Consider the following 15,736-nt stretch of genomic DNA (forward strand, 5'->3'; position numbering starts at 1 on the left):
CTGGCAGGTATAATAGCAAAGGAAGCTTTATGCTTCGTTTGAATGCCAGAATACACATGGAAGGAACCGGGAAATTGATAAAACAGCCATCTTCAGGAACAAGGCTGCTACAGGGTGCTTTTATCCTTGGGCTTGCCGCCATTATCTCCAAAATCATTGGTGCTTTTCAAAAAATTCCTCTTCAAAATCTGGGGGGAGACGGTGTCTTTGGTATCTACAATACGGTCTATCCGTTATATATGCTCATTATTACGCTGGCTGCGGCTGGGTTGCCCTTGGCTGTATCCAAATTCGTAGCTGAACAGAATGCCCTCGGCAGACCAGACGAGAGCCGAAGAATTATACGATTATCTTCGATGTTGCTTGGCGGATTAGGTATGATTACCGCGATGGTGATGTATGGAAGTGCACCGTGGATCGCAGGTCTGATTGGAAATCAGCATGTGATTCCTTCCATCCGTGCAGCATCCCTGGCCTTGTTATGTGTACCGCTGATGACAGGTTTACGTGGATACTTCCAGGGGATGCAGCAGATGGTGCCTACAGCCGTATCTCAGGTGGTCGAACAGACGGTGCGGGTCACGGTCATGATTGTGGTGTTATTATGGCTGATCCGCCAGGATGCTTCGCTTGAAACGGTTGCTTCCGGGGCAATGTTAGGCTCGGTAGCCGGAGGATGTGCAGGGCTCATCGTCATGTTGGGATTCGTAAATAGACATCGGCGGAAAGAGCAGGAAGTACATTCGATGGATAGAGAGCCGATGTACACAGAAGATCGCAAGAAAAAGGGAGAGACAGTATGTGAAGAGTCTTTGGATTCAGGGGCAGATCGGCATACTGGAGTAGTGGAACATGATGTTGCAGTAGTTGGAGGAAGCGGTCAAGCTCGGAAGATCAGACGCTCAAATACCGAATGGATGCGTACTTTGCTTGTCTATGCCATTCCGGTTTGTCTTGGATCACTGGCAGTGCCCCTGATGAATCTGGTGGACACCTTTACCGTTCCACGTCTGCTACGCGGTGAAGGGCTGGATGATATGCAAACGATGGTATCCTTCGGCATATACAACCGCGGATTGCCACTGGTGCAGCTGGTGACGATGCTTGCCACGTCACTCTCGGTGCTGTTTATTCCGGCGATGGCCGAAGCGCGCCTGAAGGGCGGGCCAGAAGCCGTCAGGAAGCAAGCGGGCATGGCGCTGCGCTGGTTCTGGCTGATCGGTCTGGCAGCCTCTGCAGGACTTGCGGTGCTGGCAGACCCGATTAACCGCATGCTGTACGGGGATGCCGCAGGCACCGAAGCATTGCGGTATATGGCGCTGACGGCTGCAGGTAGCACCGTCAGCATCATCGCGGCGGCGCTGCTGCAAGGCCTCGGCGCCGTGCGTGCTCCTGCGTTCAGCATGCTGGCCGCCGCAGGCGTCAAGGTGCTGCTGAACGTCATGCTTGTGCCAGCGCTAGGCATCAGCGGCGCGGCACTTGCAGGTGCAGCCGCCTATATGCTGGCGGCTGGCCTGAATGTGGTGCTTCTGGCGCGGCTCACCGCCATGCGCCCTGCTCTTGGCGCCGTCTTGGCGAAGCCGGCGCTGGTGATCGCCGCCATGAGCCTGGCGGCGCTAGGCATGGCCTGGGCCGCCGAAGCAGTGCTCGGCGGCTTGGGCATCGCAGCCACGCATCGGCTGGCTGCGATGGGCGTGAGCCTGCTGGGCATTGCCGCAGGCGCAGCCGTGTTTGTGCTGGCCGCGGCCCGGACAGGGTTACTGACCGCCGCAGAGCTGGCGGCCTTGCCGAAGCTGGGGCCGCGTCTGGCGCAGCTGTTGCGCAGACTGCGTGTACTGCACTAGCCAAATCATAGTTGCTATGGTGTCTAGATGCTGCCGCGCATGCTTATGGTACCGTTGCGCCTGTGGATACCTTTACAGTCTGTCTAGCAACCTTACAAGTTGATAGAGAGCCAGTACGATTGAACAGCGATGAAACAGCTACGCGGATGCAATTATAGGATGTAGACAGATTCTGGTATAATACGTTTAATTATTGAGCGCCATCCTGTTCAGATAAAAAAGAGAGATGCTCATGCGCACATTGAAATGGTACATGAGTTAGAGGTCGCTCGGAAAAGCAGGATGGTTCGGATGGAGGTTAAGTGTAATGAGTGCAGCTTTGACAGTGGTAGGTCTTGGATCTGGAGATGCGGACCAACTGACTTTAGGTATTATTAAAAAAATGAAACATGCGGCTACATTGTATGTACGCACATTGGATCATCCTGTCTTGAATGATTTACAGCAGGAAGGGCTAGAGATGACGTCGTTTGACACAATCTATGAGTCCAAATCCTCCTTCCCGGAGGTTTACGATGAGATTGCGAACCAATTAATCGACGCGGCTCGTAGCAGCGATGCAGGCACCGAGATTGTCTATGCTGTACCAGGCCATCCAATGGTGGCCGAAGCCAGTGTACGACTTTTGAAAGAACGTTGTCCGCAGCAGGGCATTTCCTTACGTATTATGGGCGGAGAGAGCTTCCTGGATGAAGCCTTTATCCGACTTGGATTCGACCCTATTGAAGGCTTTCAACTGCTTGATGCAAGTAGCCTCAGCCCCGAATTGATACAACCCCAGCTGCATACGTTGATTGGACAAGTCTACGACGGTTTTACTGCATCCGATGTGAAGCTATGTCTAATGGAAGTATACCCGGATGATTATCCGGTGTTTGTGGGTCATGCACTTGGTGTACAAGATCAGGAAGTCATCCATAAGGTACCACTGCATGAGTTGGATCGTACCCCCGGATATGGGAACCTGTCGCTGATCTATGTGCCGAAAAATACAGATGATGCACTACGCCGCCGTTCTTTCGCGCGATTGCACGAGATCGTAAACATTCTTCGCAGTCCGGGTGGCTGCCCATGGGATCAGGAGCAGACACATCAGTCGATTCGTAAAAACCTGATTGAAGAGACATACGAAGTGATTGAAACTATTGATGAGGATGACCCGGATCACATGAAAGAAGAACTGGGTGATCTGTTGTTGCAAATTATGTTGCATTCTCAGATGGAGGAAGAGGTTGGCACATTCAACGTATATGACGTTATAGAAGGACTTAATGACAAGTTGATTTTCCGTCACCCGCACGTATTTGGCGATAATCAAGCCGAAGACGCGAATGAAGCCCTGCAAAACTGGGAACAGATGAAAGCAGAGGAGAAAAAACGTAAAGGCCAGGACGTAGAAAAAACTTCCGTACTGGACGGTATCCCCCGTGATCTGCCTGCACTTATGAAAGGATATAAGCTCCAGAAGAAGGCCGCCAAAGTTGGCTTTGACTGGGATGATGTGGAGGGCGTTTTTGCCAAGATCGAAGAAGAACTGGCTGAACTCAGAGAAGCGGTACAACAAGGGCATGATGCAGAAGCACGCAAGCTTGAACTCGGTGATGTGTTATTTGCCACGGCGAATGTGGCACGTTTTATTGACACAGATCCGGAGGAGGCTCTTGCCGCCACGAACCGCAAGTTTGTGGCAAGGTTTCAGTACATTGAGGATCGGTTGCGTGAACAGGGCAAAACACCTGCGGAAAGTACGGTAGAAGAGATGGAACGGTTCTGGCAACAGGCAAAGAAGGCCGGGCTCTGATTTTACTGATTTGTAAAAATACCCAGACACCGTATTCCATCAGGCTCGGCAGTGTGTTATGATGATACGAACGTGTGTTCAGCATTATATTGAGTCTGGTGTTTGAAGAGACATCATATCGGGTACTGGACTAAGATGATTCTCTGTCATGCAACGGCATAAGTTAAAAAAAGTCGTTGGTCAAGGCAGGAATTTAGCATGAAAGCCAGAATACATGTGTAGTAACCGTGCGAGAATCAACTTGGTTATTTTAAAACAGCCAAGGCTCGCAGATACTTTTTTTTCAATTTGGGAGGCTTTTAACATGAACAAAACAGACCTGATCAACAACATTTCAAACAAAAGCGGTTTGACAAAGAAAGATGTCGAGTCCGTATTGAACGGCTTTTTAGGAGAAATTACAGATGCACTTGCCAGCGGAGACAAAGTACAATTGATCGGCTTTGGCACTTTTGAGACCCGCAAACGTTCTGGTCGTACGGGACGTAACCCACAAACAGGGAATGAGATTGTGATTCCTGAGTCCACTGTTCCTGCATTCAAAGCAGGTAACAAACTTAAAGAAGCTGTAAAATAATGCGTCTTGATAAATTCCTGAAGGTATCTCGGTTGATCAAACGCCGTACTGTAGCCAAGGACGTTTCTGAACAGGGACGTGTTCTTGTAAATGGACGGGAAGCCAAGCCCAGCGCTGCTGTAAAGGTAGGCGATGAGCTGACGGTTCAGTTCGGTCAGAAGCTAGTCACCGTGAAGGTGGAGCGTCTTGCTGAGAGTACCAAGAAGGATGAGGCAAGCAGCCTCTATACCTTGGTTAAGGAAGAGCCGATTGCCAAGGATAACGGGATGGATTGGTAACAGAAATTTCTGATACATCTTTAGATCATTTAAATGAAGCGTTCTCCCAGTAAAGGGAGGACGCTTTTATGTTTTTTCCCAGAGACAAATGGAAAGATCAAAGAGACAGGAGTTCTAATCTGGGTATCTCATCCATAAGCTAGGTACAAAAGAAGGAGGGGTACATGCCATGGCTGAGCACGGAAAAGCTAAACAACACTATCTAAACATGCAAAATAGGAAACTGCTGGATCTAACAGGGGTTTCGAATGTGGAGAGCTTTGACAGTGAGGAGTTCTTGCTACAGACCGAACTTGGGCATCTGACGATCCGGGGGCACAATTTACATATCAAGAACCTGAGCCTGGAGGAAGGTCTTTTATCCATTGAGGGTACGGTTAGTTCACTTCAGTATCTCGATCCCGGTTCCCAGTCCAAAAACAGTAAAGGCCTGTTTGGCAAGATGTTCCGATGATTCTGGATGCGCAGTGGATCACACTGACCTGGATGGTGTTATCGGGAGTTGTGATGGGTGTAGCTTATGACAGTTACCGGGTACTGTCAGGACAGCTGCGATTTCCGAGGTGGAGCATCCACACGTTAGACCTGTTGTATTGGGTCGCTTCCGCACTGTTCGTTTTCCGGATGTTGTATGCCGGAAACCACGGACAGTTGCGGTTTTATGTCTTTTTGGGGCTGATTATCGGAGTTTGCTTCTATTTTTGGCTTTTAAGTGTTACAACCCAGCATTTTGTGGTAATGTTAATTAAACTCGCGAGAACACTCATCCAGTGGTGTGGACATATCCTTAACATCCTGATTGTTGTGCCAGCGAAGGGAATATACAGATTGGTTCGTGTAATATTTGGTTTCATCATCGCGATCCTGCTATTCCTGGGCAAGCTGGTGTTGCAATGTTTAATCCCTTTCGGCAAGTTGTTCCGCTGGATGTTTAGGCCGCTACTGAGATATTGGGTAACGCCTCGATGGATGATCCAAGCGGGTACAAGAATTGCAGCGATATGGAAACGCTGGTTTCAAGGAGGTCGTCCGGGGAATGAGTAGAACACCTGTGGGTAGTAAGAAGAGCCCAGCTAACCAGGGAAAATCTGCTGGTGCACGAAGGCGTCTGATGCTTTGGTTGACATTTGTTGCTGTATTCGCGATCTGGGCAGGATATACGTTTCTTGTACAGAATGCGCAAATTTCGGACAAGAGTGATTACTTGGCCACACAGCAAACTTCGCAGCAGGATACGCAGAAACAGCTCGAGCAGCTGAAGTATGAGGTCAGTCGGTTGAAGGACCCTGAATACATAGGACAGCTGGCACGAAAAAAAGGTTACTATCTTCCTGAAGAAACACCAATTCAGGTCGAAGGGTCAGGGAACTGATGGAATCCAGTCTTTTGCTAAGCAAGGTTTGTTTTCCATGAGTCTTATGCGCGTAAACCGGAAAAAATAGGCGTTACAATGGGGTAGTGCTCAGTTGACCTTGGTTTATGGCATAAGGTATAATTACATTTAGCACAGCATGATTTTGGCATTCAAAAAATCGGGTTGTATATTTTTAAGGGAGGATCATTTTATTCTATGGCAATTGAAGTGGGCACCAAGTTAGAGGGCAAGGTGACAGGAATCACGCATTTTGGAGCATTTGTGGATCTGTCAGGAGGTGTCACGGGTCTCGTTCACATCTCGGAAATCGCCGACAATTACGTCAAAGATGTCAACGACCACCTGAAGCTGAATGACCAAGTCACAGTAAAGGTTATCAACGTTGACAAAGACGGCAAGATCGGACTTTCCATCAAACAGGCTGTTGACAAACCGGTAGAGCAACAAACTCAATCCAGACCCCCAAGAGCTCCTAGACCGGAACGCAGTGGAGGAGATCGCGAACGATTCAGCGGCGGAGGCCCAAGTGGTGGCCAAGGTCGTGGTGGTGGCGGCGGTGGATTTAACCGTGACCGCGGAGGCCGTTCTTTCAAGCCCGCAGCAGGCAAACCTTCATTTGAGGATAAAATGTCACGCTTCCTGAAAGATAGCGAGGAACGGATCTCTTCGCTCAAGAAGAATACAGAAGGCAAACGTGGTGGCCGCGGCGCTAAGCGTGTGTAATCTGTTTCAACCTGATTTGAATATATAAGTAAAACCGTTAGCCTACTGGCTAACGGTTTTTTTGTGCTTATTTTATATAATCTGATGACCATTTCATATTTCGATGAAACATCGGCTAGGAGTTTATTTTTAGGTGAAACGCGACATGATTTCTTCATGATTTACATTGTGCAGGGGAGAATAAGAACATTTGTCGTCTCCCATTTTTTACCGACAGGTTTCCATGGCATTCTCCAGTTATTCTGCTCAGATCATGACGACACCCTCTAACTTCTCGTTCAAAATCAGACATGCCACCGTTCAACAGTTTGCTCAAAAATGCTGGAAAGCACAATAAGGCCGAGGGTTTCACACCATCGCGCCGCAGCGGTTTCTTTTGTCGTAAACTTTTTGAAGCTCGTCCAGCTATTCTGACAAACTATGTCTTCTATTCTATCTATAATCAGAACCATCGAGAGTGAAACACGAAATCAAATAATCGAATGGGGTGCCTTGAGCATGATGGAGAAGTGGAATGTCATTCAATTTCCGGGGATGAAAGCAGGCAAGGGGGGTGCTGCAGCTCGGGAGGAGCTGTCGGTACGTCTGAAACAGTGGCTGGGTTCCCGCAAGGCTGTCCAGGCTGTGGCATCTCGCAAGTGGGTGTTGCTACTTACTTTTATGGGGTTCTTATTGGGAAAGGCGATGATCCTCAATGAATTAACTCCTTTTGCGATTGCATACTTTGCCGTGATTGCTTTTATGCGCAGGGATTATATGATACCCGTTGGTGCGGCATTACTCGCAGGGAGTCTGTTTGCACCATTCCCGGTTTCGCTAATTGTAGCCTCTGAGATTGCCATCTTCTATCTGCTGTTCCGAGGGCTCGAGTCTTACGACCGTGCTGAATTATCTTATGCACCAGTGATGGTGTTTACGACAACTTTTATGGTGAAGCTATTCGCCGTTGTGATTGGGCCTTCGTTCAGTTGGTATGCGATGTTGATGCTCACCATGGATTCCGTGCTAAGTTTCGTATTAACCCTTGTATTCATTCAGGCTATCCCCATTTTTACGTATCGCAAAAAAAAGTTCAGCCTAAAGAACGAGGAGATTTTGTGTCTGATCATCCTGCTGGCTTCCGTGATGACTGGGGCAGTTGGGTGGACCATTCAGTCTCTTTCGGTGGAGCATATGCTTTCCCGTTATCTCATTCTCGTCTTTGCGCTGGTGGGCGGAGCCCCCCTGGGTGCATCGGTTGGAGTGATTACGGGGTTAATTCTGAGTCTCGCCGATATGTCTGCCGTGTATCAGATGAGTCTGCTTGCTTTTGCCGGGATGTTGGCAGGTATGCTTCGTGAGGGGAAACGTATGGGGGTTGCCCTAGGAATGTTGCTAGGTTCATCTATTCTATCGATTTACTTGGGCGGCCCAAGTGACGTGATGAATTCCTTGTGGGAGACGTGTGCAGCTATCGTCCTGTTTATGTTAACACCCAAAAGCATGTTCACAGCAATCTCCAAATACGTACCAGGCACACAGGATCATACCAAATCCCAGCATGAATATGCGAAACGCATTCGGGATATTACGGCGGAGCGAGTAACACGCTTCTCACAGGTATTCCGTCAGTTGTCACGCAGCTTCGATCAGATGTCCGGCACGGGGGAGCCGGTACATAAAGAAGGCGGGATGGATCACTTCATGAACGCGGTTGCTGAGGGTACTTGTGCGGGGTGCTTCAAGCGTGCGCAATGCTGGGATGCGAAGTTTATTCAAACGTATAGCTATATGACCGATGTGATGAGTTCCATTGAGACAAACCCGGAGATGTCAGGTGACCAAATTCCGGTGGAATGGAACCGGGTGTGTGCCAAACCGGAGGAGGTACTCGAAGTGATGCGTGCCCAATATGGCCTGCATCAGCATAATATGCAATGGAAACGCCAGATTATGGACAGCCGTCAGCTGGTTGCTGAGCAATTGTCAGGTGTATCACAGGTGATGGAGGACTTGGCCAAAGAAATTCAACGCGAAAGTGAGGAGATGGTACAGCAGGAAGAACAAATTCGGGATGCACTGGAGTCATTGGGACTATCTATTCATTCTATAGAAATTATTAATCTGGAAGCTGGCAATGTGGAGATTGAGATTGTACATGCATATACGAGAGGATTCGATGAATGCCGTAAAATGATCGCTCCGCTGATCTCTAACGTGCTGGACGAGCATATTGCTGTGTTGCATGAGACCATGACTGATCCCCGTCAGGGACTGGCAACCGTAACCTTCGGTTCAGCGAAGACATTCGAGATCACGACAGGTGTAGCTGCCGCCGCTAAAGGAGGCGATGTGATGTCGGGAGACAGCTTCAGCACTGTGGAACTTGGCAACGGTACGTTTGCAGTGGCACTTAGTGACGGGATGGGCAACGGGGAACGGGCTCGTATGGAGAGCAGTGCTGCATTAAATATTTTGGAGCAACTGCTTCAATCGGGCATGGACGAGAAATTAGCAATCAAATCTGTCAATTCTGTGCTGATGCTGCGTTCTCCAGAGGAGATGTATGCCACCGTAGATATGGCATTGATCGATGAATATACGGCAGAGACAACGTTTATGAAAATCGGTTCGACCCCAAGCTTTATTAAACGTGGGCAGGAGGTTATTCAAGTTTCAGCGAGCAATCTACCGATTGGGATCATTAAAGATATTGAGGTCGATTTGGTCACCCTTCAGTTACAGCCGGGTGATATCTTGATCATGATGACGGACGGCATCTATGATGCTCCAGGATATGCAGTCAATAAAGAGCTATGGATGAAACGACTTATTCAGGAGATTCATACGGATGATCCGCAGGAACTCGCAGATTGCTTGCTTGAGAGTGTTATTCGCTATCAGCAGCAAGAGATTTTGGATGACATGACCGTCGTGGTTGGCAAAGTTGAACATTATCGCCCGGAGTGGGCCACCTTACGTGTGCCTGGTATTAATCGTATGGAGCGTCCTCGCACCGTAAGTTAAACCTATGCGAATCCGTTTGAACTCTCTTCAATCTGGCAATGCTAGTCATAGAGTTGGAGAGTACGAAAAACGGAGGGATATCGGATGAAACAAATCTTATTGATCACTGACGGTTGTTCCAATGTGGGGGTAAGCCCGGTACTGGCAGCGGCTGAGGCACGGGAAGAGGGGATTACAGTCAATGTCGTAGGTGTAATTGATTATGGCACGATTGGCGAGCTGGGTAGTCGGGAGATTGAGGATATTGCGAGAGCTGGCGGAGGCATCAGTCAGACTGTAGGCACAAGACAGCTTGCCCATACGATGCAGATGATGACAAGAAAAACAGTGGTTCAGACCATTCAACAGGCGGTTAATAGAGAGTTAACACAAATTTTGGGAGAGAAGGGGACCAAGACAGTAACGGATCTGGAACCATCCCAGCGCTCGCAGGTTGTGGAAGTGATTGACAATCTGACGGAAAATGCCGCCCTGCAGGTCACACTTCTGATTGACGTCAGTGCTAGTATGAAACCGAAGCTGGCAGCAGTAGAAGAAGGGATTCGGGATTTGATGTTAAGCCTGCAGGCACGAGTAGGCAAAAGTCGGTTATCTGTATTTCATTTCCCAGGCCGCCACAGCGGAGAGGATGCAGTAATGGATATCGACTGGACCGATGATCCCGGGCGTGTTCGTTCTTTGTTCGGACGGTTGCAGACAAAGGGGGCAACGCCGACAGGCCCTGCAATTCAGAAGGTGATTGATTTTTACCGTTATGGTACACTGGAGGAACAGCAGGAAATAGAAGGGAACTATCGCATTGAAAGAGAAGGGATGCTCGGTGACAACGTTGTCTGATGCCTCTTTCCCGCCAGGAACCGTCATTACGGGGAAATGGAACCGAAGTCGGTATACGATTCGAAAGTTGCTGGGCAGAGGCGCCAATGGGGTTGTTTTCCTCGTCCAGCGTGGAGAGAATGGCAGACATTATGCGCTCAAAATGGGATTTGACCCGGTTGATTTGCAATCGGAGATCAATGTACTCAAATCATTTCAATTACAGCGTAATCATGAAGCCCTTCGGCAGAGCGGCATTCCTTCCTATCTTAAAGATGTGGATGATTATGCCGTTCGTGGACGGGATATTCCTTTTTATGTGATGCGCTACGTTCGGGGTGAGGCTCTCCATCATTTCATTCGGCGTCAGGGAACAGACTGGACACTGCTGGTTGGATTACGATTGTTGCAGAGACTCGCTCAATTACATCAGGCAGGCTGGGTATTTGGCGATCTCAAACCTCAAAATGTACTCGTGTCGGATTACGGTCATGTCGAGCTGATTGATTATGGCGGGGTAACGTCCATTGGACGAAGTGTTAAACAGTTCACGGAATGGTATGACCGGGGATTTTGGAATGCAGGTAGCCGAACTGCGGATGCTACATATGATGTGTTTGCCTATGCGCTTTTGATGATTCACATTTTGGAAGCGGACGCGCTGAAGTCTTTGGCTGCAGATGGCCTCCCACAATTGCGGAATGTGAGTCAACTTGTGATGTTGGTGGAAAAAAGCGAACGGCTGGCCCCTTTTCGTGAATGGATTATAGTGGCCCTACGGGGACAATTCCAGAATGCAGACCATGCTGCAAAATCGTGGAAGGAATTAATGGCACGTCCTACACAGATGCGCCGGCGTTCCAGAAGCAGCACACCGCGATGGCTGAAAAATGCATTTGCTCTATCGGTAATTCTACTTATCGGTGTACTTATCTATGCACTACGTTTTTGATGTTGGGCGTGCATATACATAACGCAAGGAATGAGGAACAGGTATGGAAGCTTCACGCTGGGAGACACTGGTGGATAACGTACTGGATGCAGCGGAAGAGCATCAGTTATGGGTTCCCGGAGACCGGATTGTCATCGCTGTATCGGGCGGGCCGGATTCGGTAGCTTTTTTGCATATCATGCATGAGATCAGCAAGCGACATGTGCCGCTTGAATTGATCTGTGCCCATGTACATCATGGATTTCGGACGGAGTCGGATGAAGAGGCCCGTCAGATGATGGATGTGGCACGTCAGCTTGGCCTTGCATTTGAGTGGGTCAAAGCCGATATACCTTCCTATATGAAACAGACAGGTCAGGGTCCACAGGAGGCAGCGAGGAACCGGCGTTACGCCTTTTTGCATGAAGTGGCTGACAAATATGGGGCAGCAAGTATTGCCTTGGCACATCATGCCGATGATCAGGCCGAGACTGTTATGCTTCATTTGCTCCGAGGTAGCGGGCTTTCGGGGCTGGCAGGTATGAAGTTCAAACGTCGTGAAAAAAATGTGGAACTTATCCGTCCATGCCTTCGTATAAACAAGACAGACCTTGTAGAAGCTTGTATTACACAGGGTTTTACTTATTTTCATGATGAGAGTAATGATCAACGAAAATATCGGCGTAATGCGATTCGTCTGGATGTGCTTCCATTTTTGGGGCAATATAATGGACAACTCACGCCGTCACTGAATCGACTTGCCGAAATTGTGGGTGACGAAGACGATTTCATGGAGCAGAGTACTCATGACACATACAGGTGTCTAGTGCAGGTGAACGGCGGAAGGCAGACCTTTGAGGTGCCTTCCTTCTTGAAGTTACATGTCGCTTTACAACGAAGGTTGATTAAACTAATATTGAATTATCTGCCTTTGGACAGTGATTTTGTCGACTTTACCCGTATTGAAACTATTCGGCGCAAGGTCATGGAGACCGAGGTGACGACCTGGAGCCTGGATATAGGACAGACACTCGTATGTGCCCGGGAGTATGATCTGATTTCTTTTGGCGAACGGGCAAGTGCACAGGGTCAATCTTACGAGTATCGTCTTGCACAATGGAGCGGAACTTATGAGCTTTCACTCACCGAGATTAACCGATATATCCGGTTGATGCCGATGAGTCCCGAAAACTATCATGTACCGGAATCGGCTGATCAGGCCGCATTTGATGCGAATGGGCTTCAGATGCCGCTGGTTGTACGTTCACGGTTACCTGGAGATACCATGAAGGTAATGGGATTAAACGGGAGCAAAAAGGTGAAAAATATTTTCATCGACGAGAAGATTCCCCCATCTGTCAGACCACGCATTCCTGTGGTTTGTGATGGAGCAGGCAATGTCATCTGGTTACCGGGTGTTCGCCGGTCCGATATGGCTCCTGTCAGGGAGAGCACTTCCGCAATCCTGTACATGACTGTAGGCGATTCAGCGATTCAGGGGTAGTGGTTATGGTTCAGGTAAGGCTTTCATAGTATAACTTAGGAGGTTCGCACAGTTGCAGAACGACATTCAAGAAGTATTGATCAGTGAAGAAGAAATTCAGAGTAAGGTTAAGGAATTAGGCGCAACACTTAGTGCCGATTATGCTAACCGGAACCCTTTGGTCATTTGCGTGCTCAAAGGTGCGTTTATATTTATGGCTGATTTGGTTAAGAACATAACGGTACCGGTTGAGATGGATTTTATGGCCGTATCCAGTTATGGTGCATCTACCAAGTCATCCGGTGTTGTCAAAATCATCAAGGATCTCGATGTATCCGTTGAAGGACGTGAAGTTCTGATTGTCGAAGATATTATCGACAGCGGACTGACCCTCAGCTATTTGATTGAATTGTTGGAAAACCGCGGTGCTGAAACCGTACGTGTGGTGACATTGTTCGATAAACCATCCGGCCGTAAAGTGGAACTGGAAGCTCACTACACGGGCTTTGATATCCCTGATGCGTTCATCGTGGGGTACGGTCTGGATTATGCCGAGCAATACCGGAATCTTCCTTATATCGGGATTCTGAAACCAGAAATCTACACAAGCTGATATCTAGTAAGGCCGAAGCCTTGAGCTGTTCTTGGCTTCTATTGAGAAGCCATGTCGGGCTATGTTAAAATAATTAAAGTGTCTCGAGAGGAGGTAGGGGATGAATCGGTTCATCCGGAATTCTGGTTTTTATTTGATTCTTTTTTTAGTTGTGGTGGGTTTAGTTAGATTTATCACAGATGGAAACGATGTTATAGAAAACCCTAGATATGATCAGTTTCGTGCTGAGGTTAAAGCCAACAATATCGCCGAAGTGACTGTTCAATTCAATGGTCAGACATATCTCGTGACCGGCCGATACAAACAAGCACCTGATGGGGCCAAATCAGAAAATTTCTCAACGTATATTCCTCCTACGGATGAGGCAATTACCGAACTTGTAGCTGCAAGTGAAGCTAACAAATTTGAATATCATCAGGAACCAATGAAAGGTGACAGCATCTGGTTGACGTTGCTGACTTCCTTTATTCCTTTGATCATTATGTTCCTGCTGTTCTTCTTCCTGTTTAATCAGGCTCAAGGCGGCGGCGGTAAAGTAATGAACTTTGGTAAAAGCCGTGCTCGCCTCTACAATGAAGAGAAGAAGCGCGTTACATTTGAAGATGTGGCGGGTGCAGACGAGGAGAAACAAGAGCTTGTTGAAGTCGTAGACTTCCTCAAGGACCCTCGGAAGTTCGCAGCCGTTGGGGCACGTATTCCGAAGGGCGTATTGCTCGTAGGTCCTCCAGGTACAGGTAAGACATTGCTTGCTCGTGCTGTAGCCGGTGAAGCAGGTGTACCATTCTTCAGCATTTCCGGTTCCGATTTCGTTGAAATGTTTGTCGGTGTCGGTGCATCACGTGTACGTGACTTGTTCGAAAATGCAAAGAAAAATGCGCCTTGTATCATCTTTATTGACGAGATCGATGCAGTAGGACGTCAGCGTGGTGCTGGTCTGGGCGGAGGTCACGACGAGCGTGAACAGACCCTTAACCAATTGCTCGTTGAAATGGACGGATTCGGTGCAAACGAAGGTATTATCATCGTTGCCGCAACGAACCGTGCAGACATTCTGGACCCTGCGTTGTTGCGCCCAGGCCGTTTTGACCGTCAAATTACAGTGGATCGTCCAGACGTCAAGGGCCGTGAAGCTGTACTGAAAGTACACTCCCGTAATAAACCGCTCACGAAAGATGTGAAATTGGACATCATCGCGAAGCGTACAACAGGTTTCTCGGGTGCAGACCTGGAGAACTTGCTGAATGAAGCGGCATTGCTCGCAGCACGCCGTAACAGAAAAGATATTTCCATGCGTGAAGTGGATGAGGCGATTGACCGAGTCATCGTTGGTACGGAGAAGAAAAGCCGTGTCATCAGTGATCGGGAGAAACGCATTGTTGCTTATCACGAAGCAGGCCATACCATTGTAGGATACTTCCTGGAACATGCTGATATGGTACATAAAGTGACCATCATTCCGCGCGGACGTGCGGGTGGATATGTAATCATGTTGCCAAAAGAAGACCGTATGCTCGTTACCAAACAGGAGTTGCTGGATAAAGTAACCGGACTTCTCGGAGGTCGCGTGGCGGAAGAATTGTTTATCGGTGAGATCGGTACCGGTGCATACAGTGACTTCCAACAAGCGACAGGTATCGTTCGTAGCATGGTTATGGAATACGGTATGAGTGAGAAACTGGGTCCAATGCAATTCGGAAGTTCACAAGGACAGGTATTCCTTGGACGGGATATCGGTCATGAACAGAATTACTCGGATTCCATCGCATATGAGATCGACCAAGAGATGCAACGCTTTATTAACGACTGTTATGAGAAGTGTAAAGCTCTCCTTACCAAACATACAAGAGAGATGCATCTGATCGCTGAAACACTGCTTGAAGTGGAGACACTGGAAATGGATCAGATCAAGCAATTGATTGAAACAGGTTCCTTGACACCAAAAGCAGAAGGCGATAACTCAGGAGAAGGTACGCCAAATGAAGGCGGCGAGCCAATCATTGATAACATCGGTGATGTTCGCGTTCGCATTCAAGGCAAAGATGAAACATCTGAGCCACCAGCTGGAGATATTCCAAACGAAGCTCCTGACCTGGATAAGGGCAGCAATGATCCGAATGATGGTGGCTCAAAGCCAACATCTTAATATGTAACATGTCTGGTCATGTGACCGGAATGAAAAGAGAGCCCTTGTGGCTCTCTTTTTTTTGTAGGATTTATTCAAGATCAGAAGAAACAGATAATCAAGAGCTATATGGCGAACCGGATAGCATAAGGGGGAAAAGGCAGTAT

General features: G+C 48.3%; 14 protein-coding genes. All 14 read left to right on the top strand.

The window, feature by feature from the left end; genetic code table 11:
* The first annotated feature begins 77 nt into the window (after window positions 1-77).
* Entirely contained in the window at window positions 78-1,844 is a 1,767-nt protein-coding gene (locus J2T16_RS27005; protein ID WP_499019925.1) for a putative polysaccharide biosynthesis protein, read from the top strand.
* A gap of 307 nt (window positions 1,845-2,151) precedes the next feature.
* Window positions 2,152-3,645: a bifunctional methyltransferase/pyrophosphohydrolase YabN gene (gene yabN / locus J2T16_RS27010; protein WP_341181446.1), complete on the top strand. Its 1,494-nt coding sequence runs from the start codon at window positions 2,152-2,154 to the stop codon at window positions 3,643-3,645.
* Window positions 3,646-3,949: 304 nt separating this feature from the next.
* Window positions 3,950-4,222, top strand: coding sequence for an HU family DNA-binding protein (locus J2T16_RS27015; protein ID WP_090924617.1), 273 nt, complete (start codon window positions 3,950-3,952; stop codon window positions 4,220-4,222).
* Window positions 4,222-4,500 (top strand): RNA-binding S4 domain-containing protein, encoded by a 279-nt coding sequence (locus J2T16_RS27020; protein ID WP_090924618.1) that lies wholly within the window; start codon window positions 4,222-4,224, stop codon window positions 4,498-4,500. Before J2T16_RS27015 ends, J2T16_RS27020 begins: the two co-directional genes overlap by 1 nt.
* 169 nt (window positions 4,501-4,669) lie before the next feature.
* On the top strand, window positions 4,670-4,954 hold the full coding sequence (gene yabP / locus J2T16_RS27025) for a sporulation protein YabP (protein ID WP_090924619.1): 285 nt from the start codon (window positions 4,670-4,672) through the stop codon (window positions 4,952-4,954).
* Entirely contained in the window at window positions 4,951-5,544 is a 594-nt protein-coding gene (gene yabQ, locus J2T16_RS27030; protein WP_221788850.1) for a spore cortex biosynthesis protein YabQ, read from the top strand. The genes yabP and yabQ overlap by 4 nt, the downstream gene beginning before the upstream one ends.
* On the top strand, window positions 5,537-5,872 hold the full coding sequence (locus J2T16_RS27035) for a septum formation initiator family protein (RefSeq protein ID WP_090924621.1): 336 nt from the start codon (window positions 5,537-5,539) through the stop codon (window positions 5,870-5,872). The genes yabQ and J2T16_RS27035 overlap by 8 nt, the downstream gene beginning before the upstream one ends.
* A gap of 198 nt (window positions 5,873-6,070) precedes the next feature.
* Window positions 6,071-6,598 (top strand): S1 domain-containing RNA-binding protein, encoded by a 528-nt coding sequence (locus J2T16_RS27040; RefSeq protein ID WP_090924622.1) that lies wholly within the window; start codon window positions 6,071-6,073, stop codon window positions 6,596-6,598.
* 498 nt (window positions 6,599-7,096) lie between these two features.
* Window positions 7,097-9,604, top strand: a complete 2,508-nt coding sequence (spoIIE, locus tag J2T16_RS27045) for a stage II sporulation protein E (RefSeq protein WP_221788853.1) — start codon at window positions 7,097-7,099, stop codon at window positions 9,602-9,604.
* Between the two features lie 84 nt (window positions 9,605-9,688).
* Window positions 9,689-10,441, top strand: coding sequence for a VWA domain-containing protein (locus J2T16_RS27050; protein WP_154960444.1), 753 nt, complete (start codon window positions 9,689-9,691; stop codon window positions 10,439-10,441).
* Entirely contained in the window at window positions 10,425-11,372 is a 948-nt protein-coding gene (locus J2T16_RS27055; RefSeq protein WP_221788855.1) for a protein kinase domain-containing protein, read from the top strand. The genes J2T16_RS27050 and J2T16_RS27055 overlap by 17 nt, the downstream gene beginning before the upstream one ends.
* A gap of 43 nt (window positions 11,373-11,415) precedes the next feature.
* The gene (tilS, locus tag J2T16_RS27060) at window positions 11,416-12,855 is read left to right on the top strand and encodes a tRNA lysidine(34) synthetase TilS (RefSeq protein ID WP_090924625.1); all 1,440 of its coding nucleotides are present in this window, start codon (window positions 11,416-11,418) and stop codon (window positions 12,853-12,855) included.
* Window positions 12,856-12,907: 52 nt separating this feature from the next.
* Complete coding sequence (gene hpt, locus J2T16_RS27065; RefSeq protein ID WP_090924626.1) at window positions 12,908-13,447, top strand: hypoxanthine phosphoribosyltransferase; 540 nt, start codon at window positions 12,908-12,910, stop codon at window positions 13,445-13,447.
* Window positions 13,448-13,547: 100 nt separating this feature from the next.
* Window positions 13,548-15,590 (top strand): ATP-dependent zinc metalloprotease FtsH, encoded by a 2,043-nt coding sequence (gene ftsH, locus J2T16_RS27070; RefSeq protein ID WP_221788856.1) that lies wholly within the window; start codon window positions 13,548-13,550, stop codon window positions 15,588-15,590.
* Window positions 15,591-15,736: the final 146 nt, after the last annotated feature.

Origin of the sequence: Paenibacillus intestini (genome assembly GCF_030803945.1) — a bacterium.
Classification (GTDB): domain Bacteria; phylum Bacillota; class Bacilli; order Paenibacillales; family Paenibacillaceae; genus Paenibacillus; species Paenibacillus polysaccharolyticus.

What these genes read in the sequence shown, in the direction of transcription:
- yabQ (WP_221788850.1), top strand. Translation starts at nt 4,951, where the DNA reads ATGATTCTGGATGCGCAGTGGATCACACTGACCTGGATGGTGTTATCG.
- yabN (WP_341181446.1), top strand. Translation starts at nt 2,152, where the DNA reads ATGAGTGCAGCTTTGACAGTGGTAGGTCTTGGATCTGGAGATGCGGAC.
- J2T16_RS27050 (WP_154960444.1), top strand. Translation starts at nt 9,689, where the DNA reads ATGAAACAAATCTTATTGATCACTGACGGTTGTTCCAATGTGGGGGTA.
- yabP (WP_090924619.1), top strand. Translation starts at nt 4,670, where the DNA reads ATGGCTGAGCACGGAAAAGCTAAACAACACTATCTAAACATGCAAAAT.
- J2T16_RS27020 (WP_090924618.1), top strand. Translation starts at nt 4,222, where the DNA reads ATGCGTCTTGATAAATTCCTGAAGGTATCTCGGTTGATCAAACGCCGT.
- tilS (WP_090924625.1), top strand. Translation starts at nt 11,416, where the DNA reads ATGGAAGCTTCACGCTGGGAGACACTGGTGGATAACGTACTGGATGCA.
- J2T16_RS27015 (WP_090924617.1), top strand. Translation starts at nt 3,950, where the DNA reads ATGAACAAAACAGACCTGATCAACAACATTTCAAACAAAAGCGGTTTG.
- ftsH (WP_221788856.1), top strand. Translation starts at nt 13,548, where the DNA reads ATGAATCGGTTCATCCGGAATTCTGGTTTTTATTTGATTCTTTTTTTA.
- J2T16_RS27040 (WP_090924622.1), top strand. Translation starts at nt 6,071, where the DNA reads ATGGCAATTGAAGTGGGCACCAAGTTAGAGGGCAAGGTGACAGGAATC.
- J2T16_RS27035 (WP_090924621.1), top strand. Translation starts at nt 5,537, where the DNA reads ATGAGTAGAACACCTGTGGGTAGTAAGAAGAGCCCAGCTAACCAGGGA.
- spoIIE (WP_221788853.1), top strand. Translation starts at nt 7,097, where the DNA reads ATGATGGAGAAGTGGAATGTCATTCAATTTCCGGGGATGAAAGCAGGC.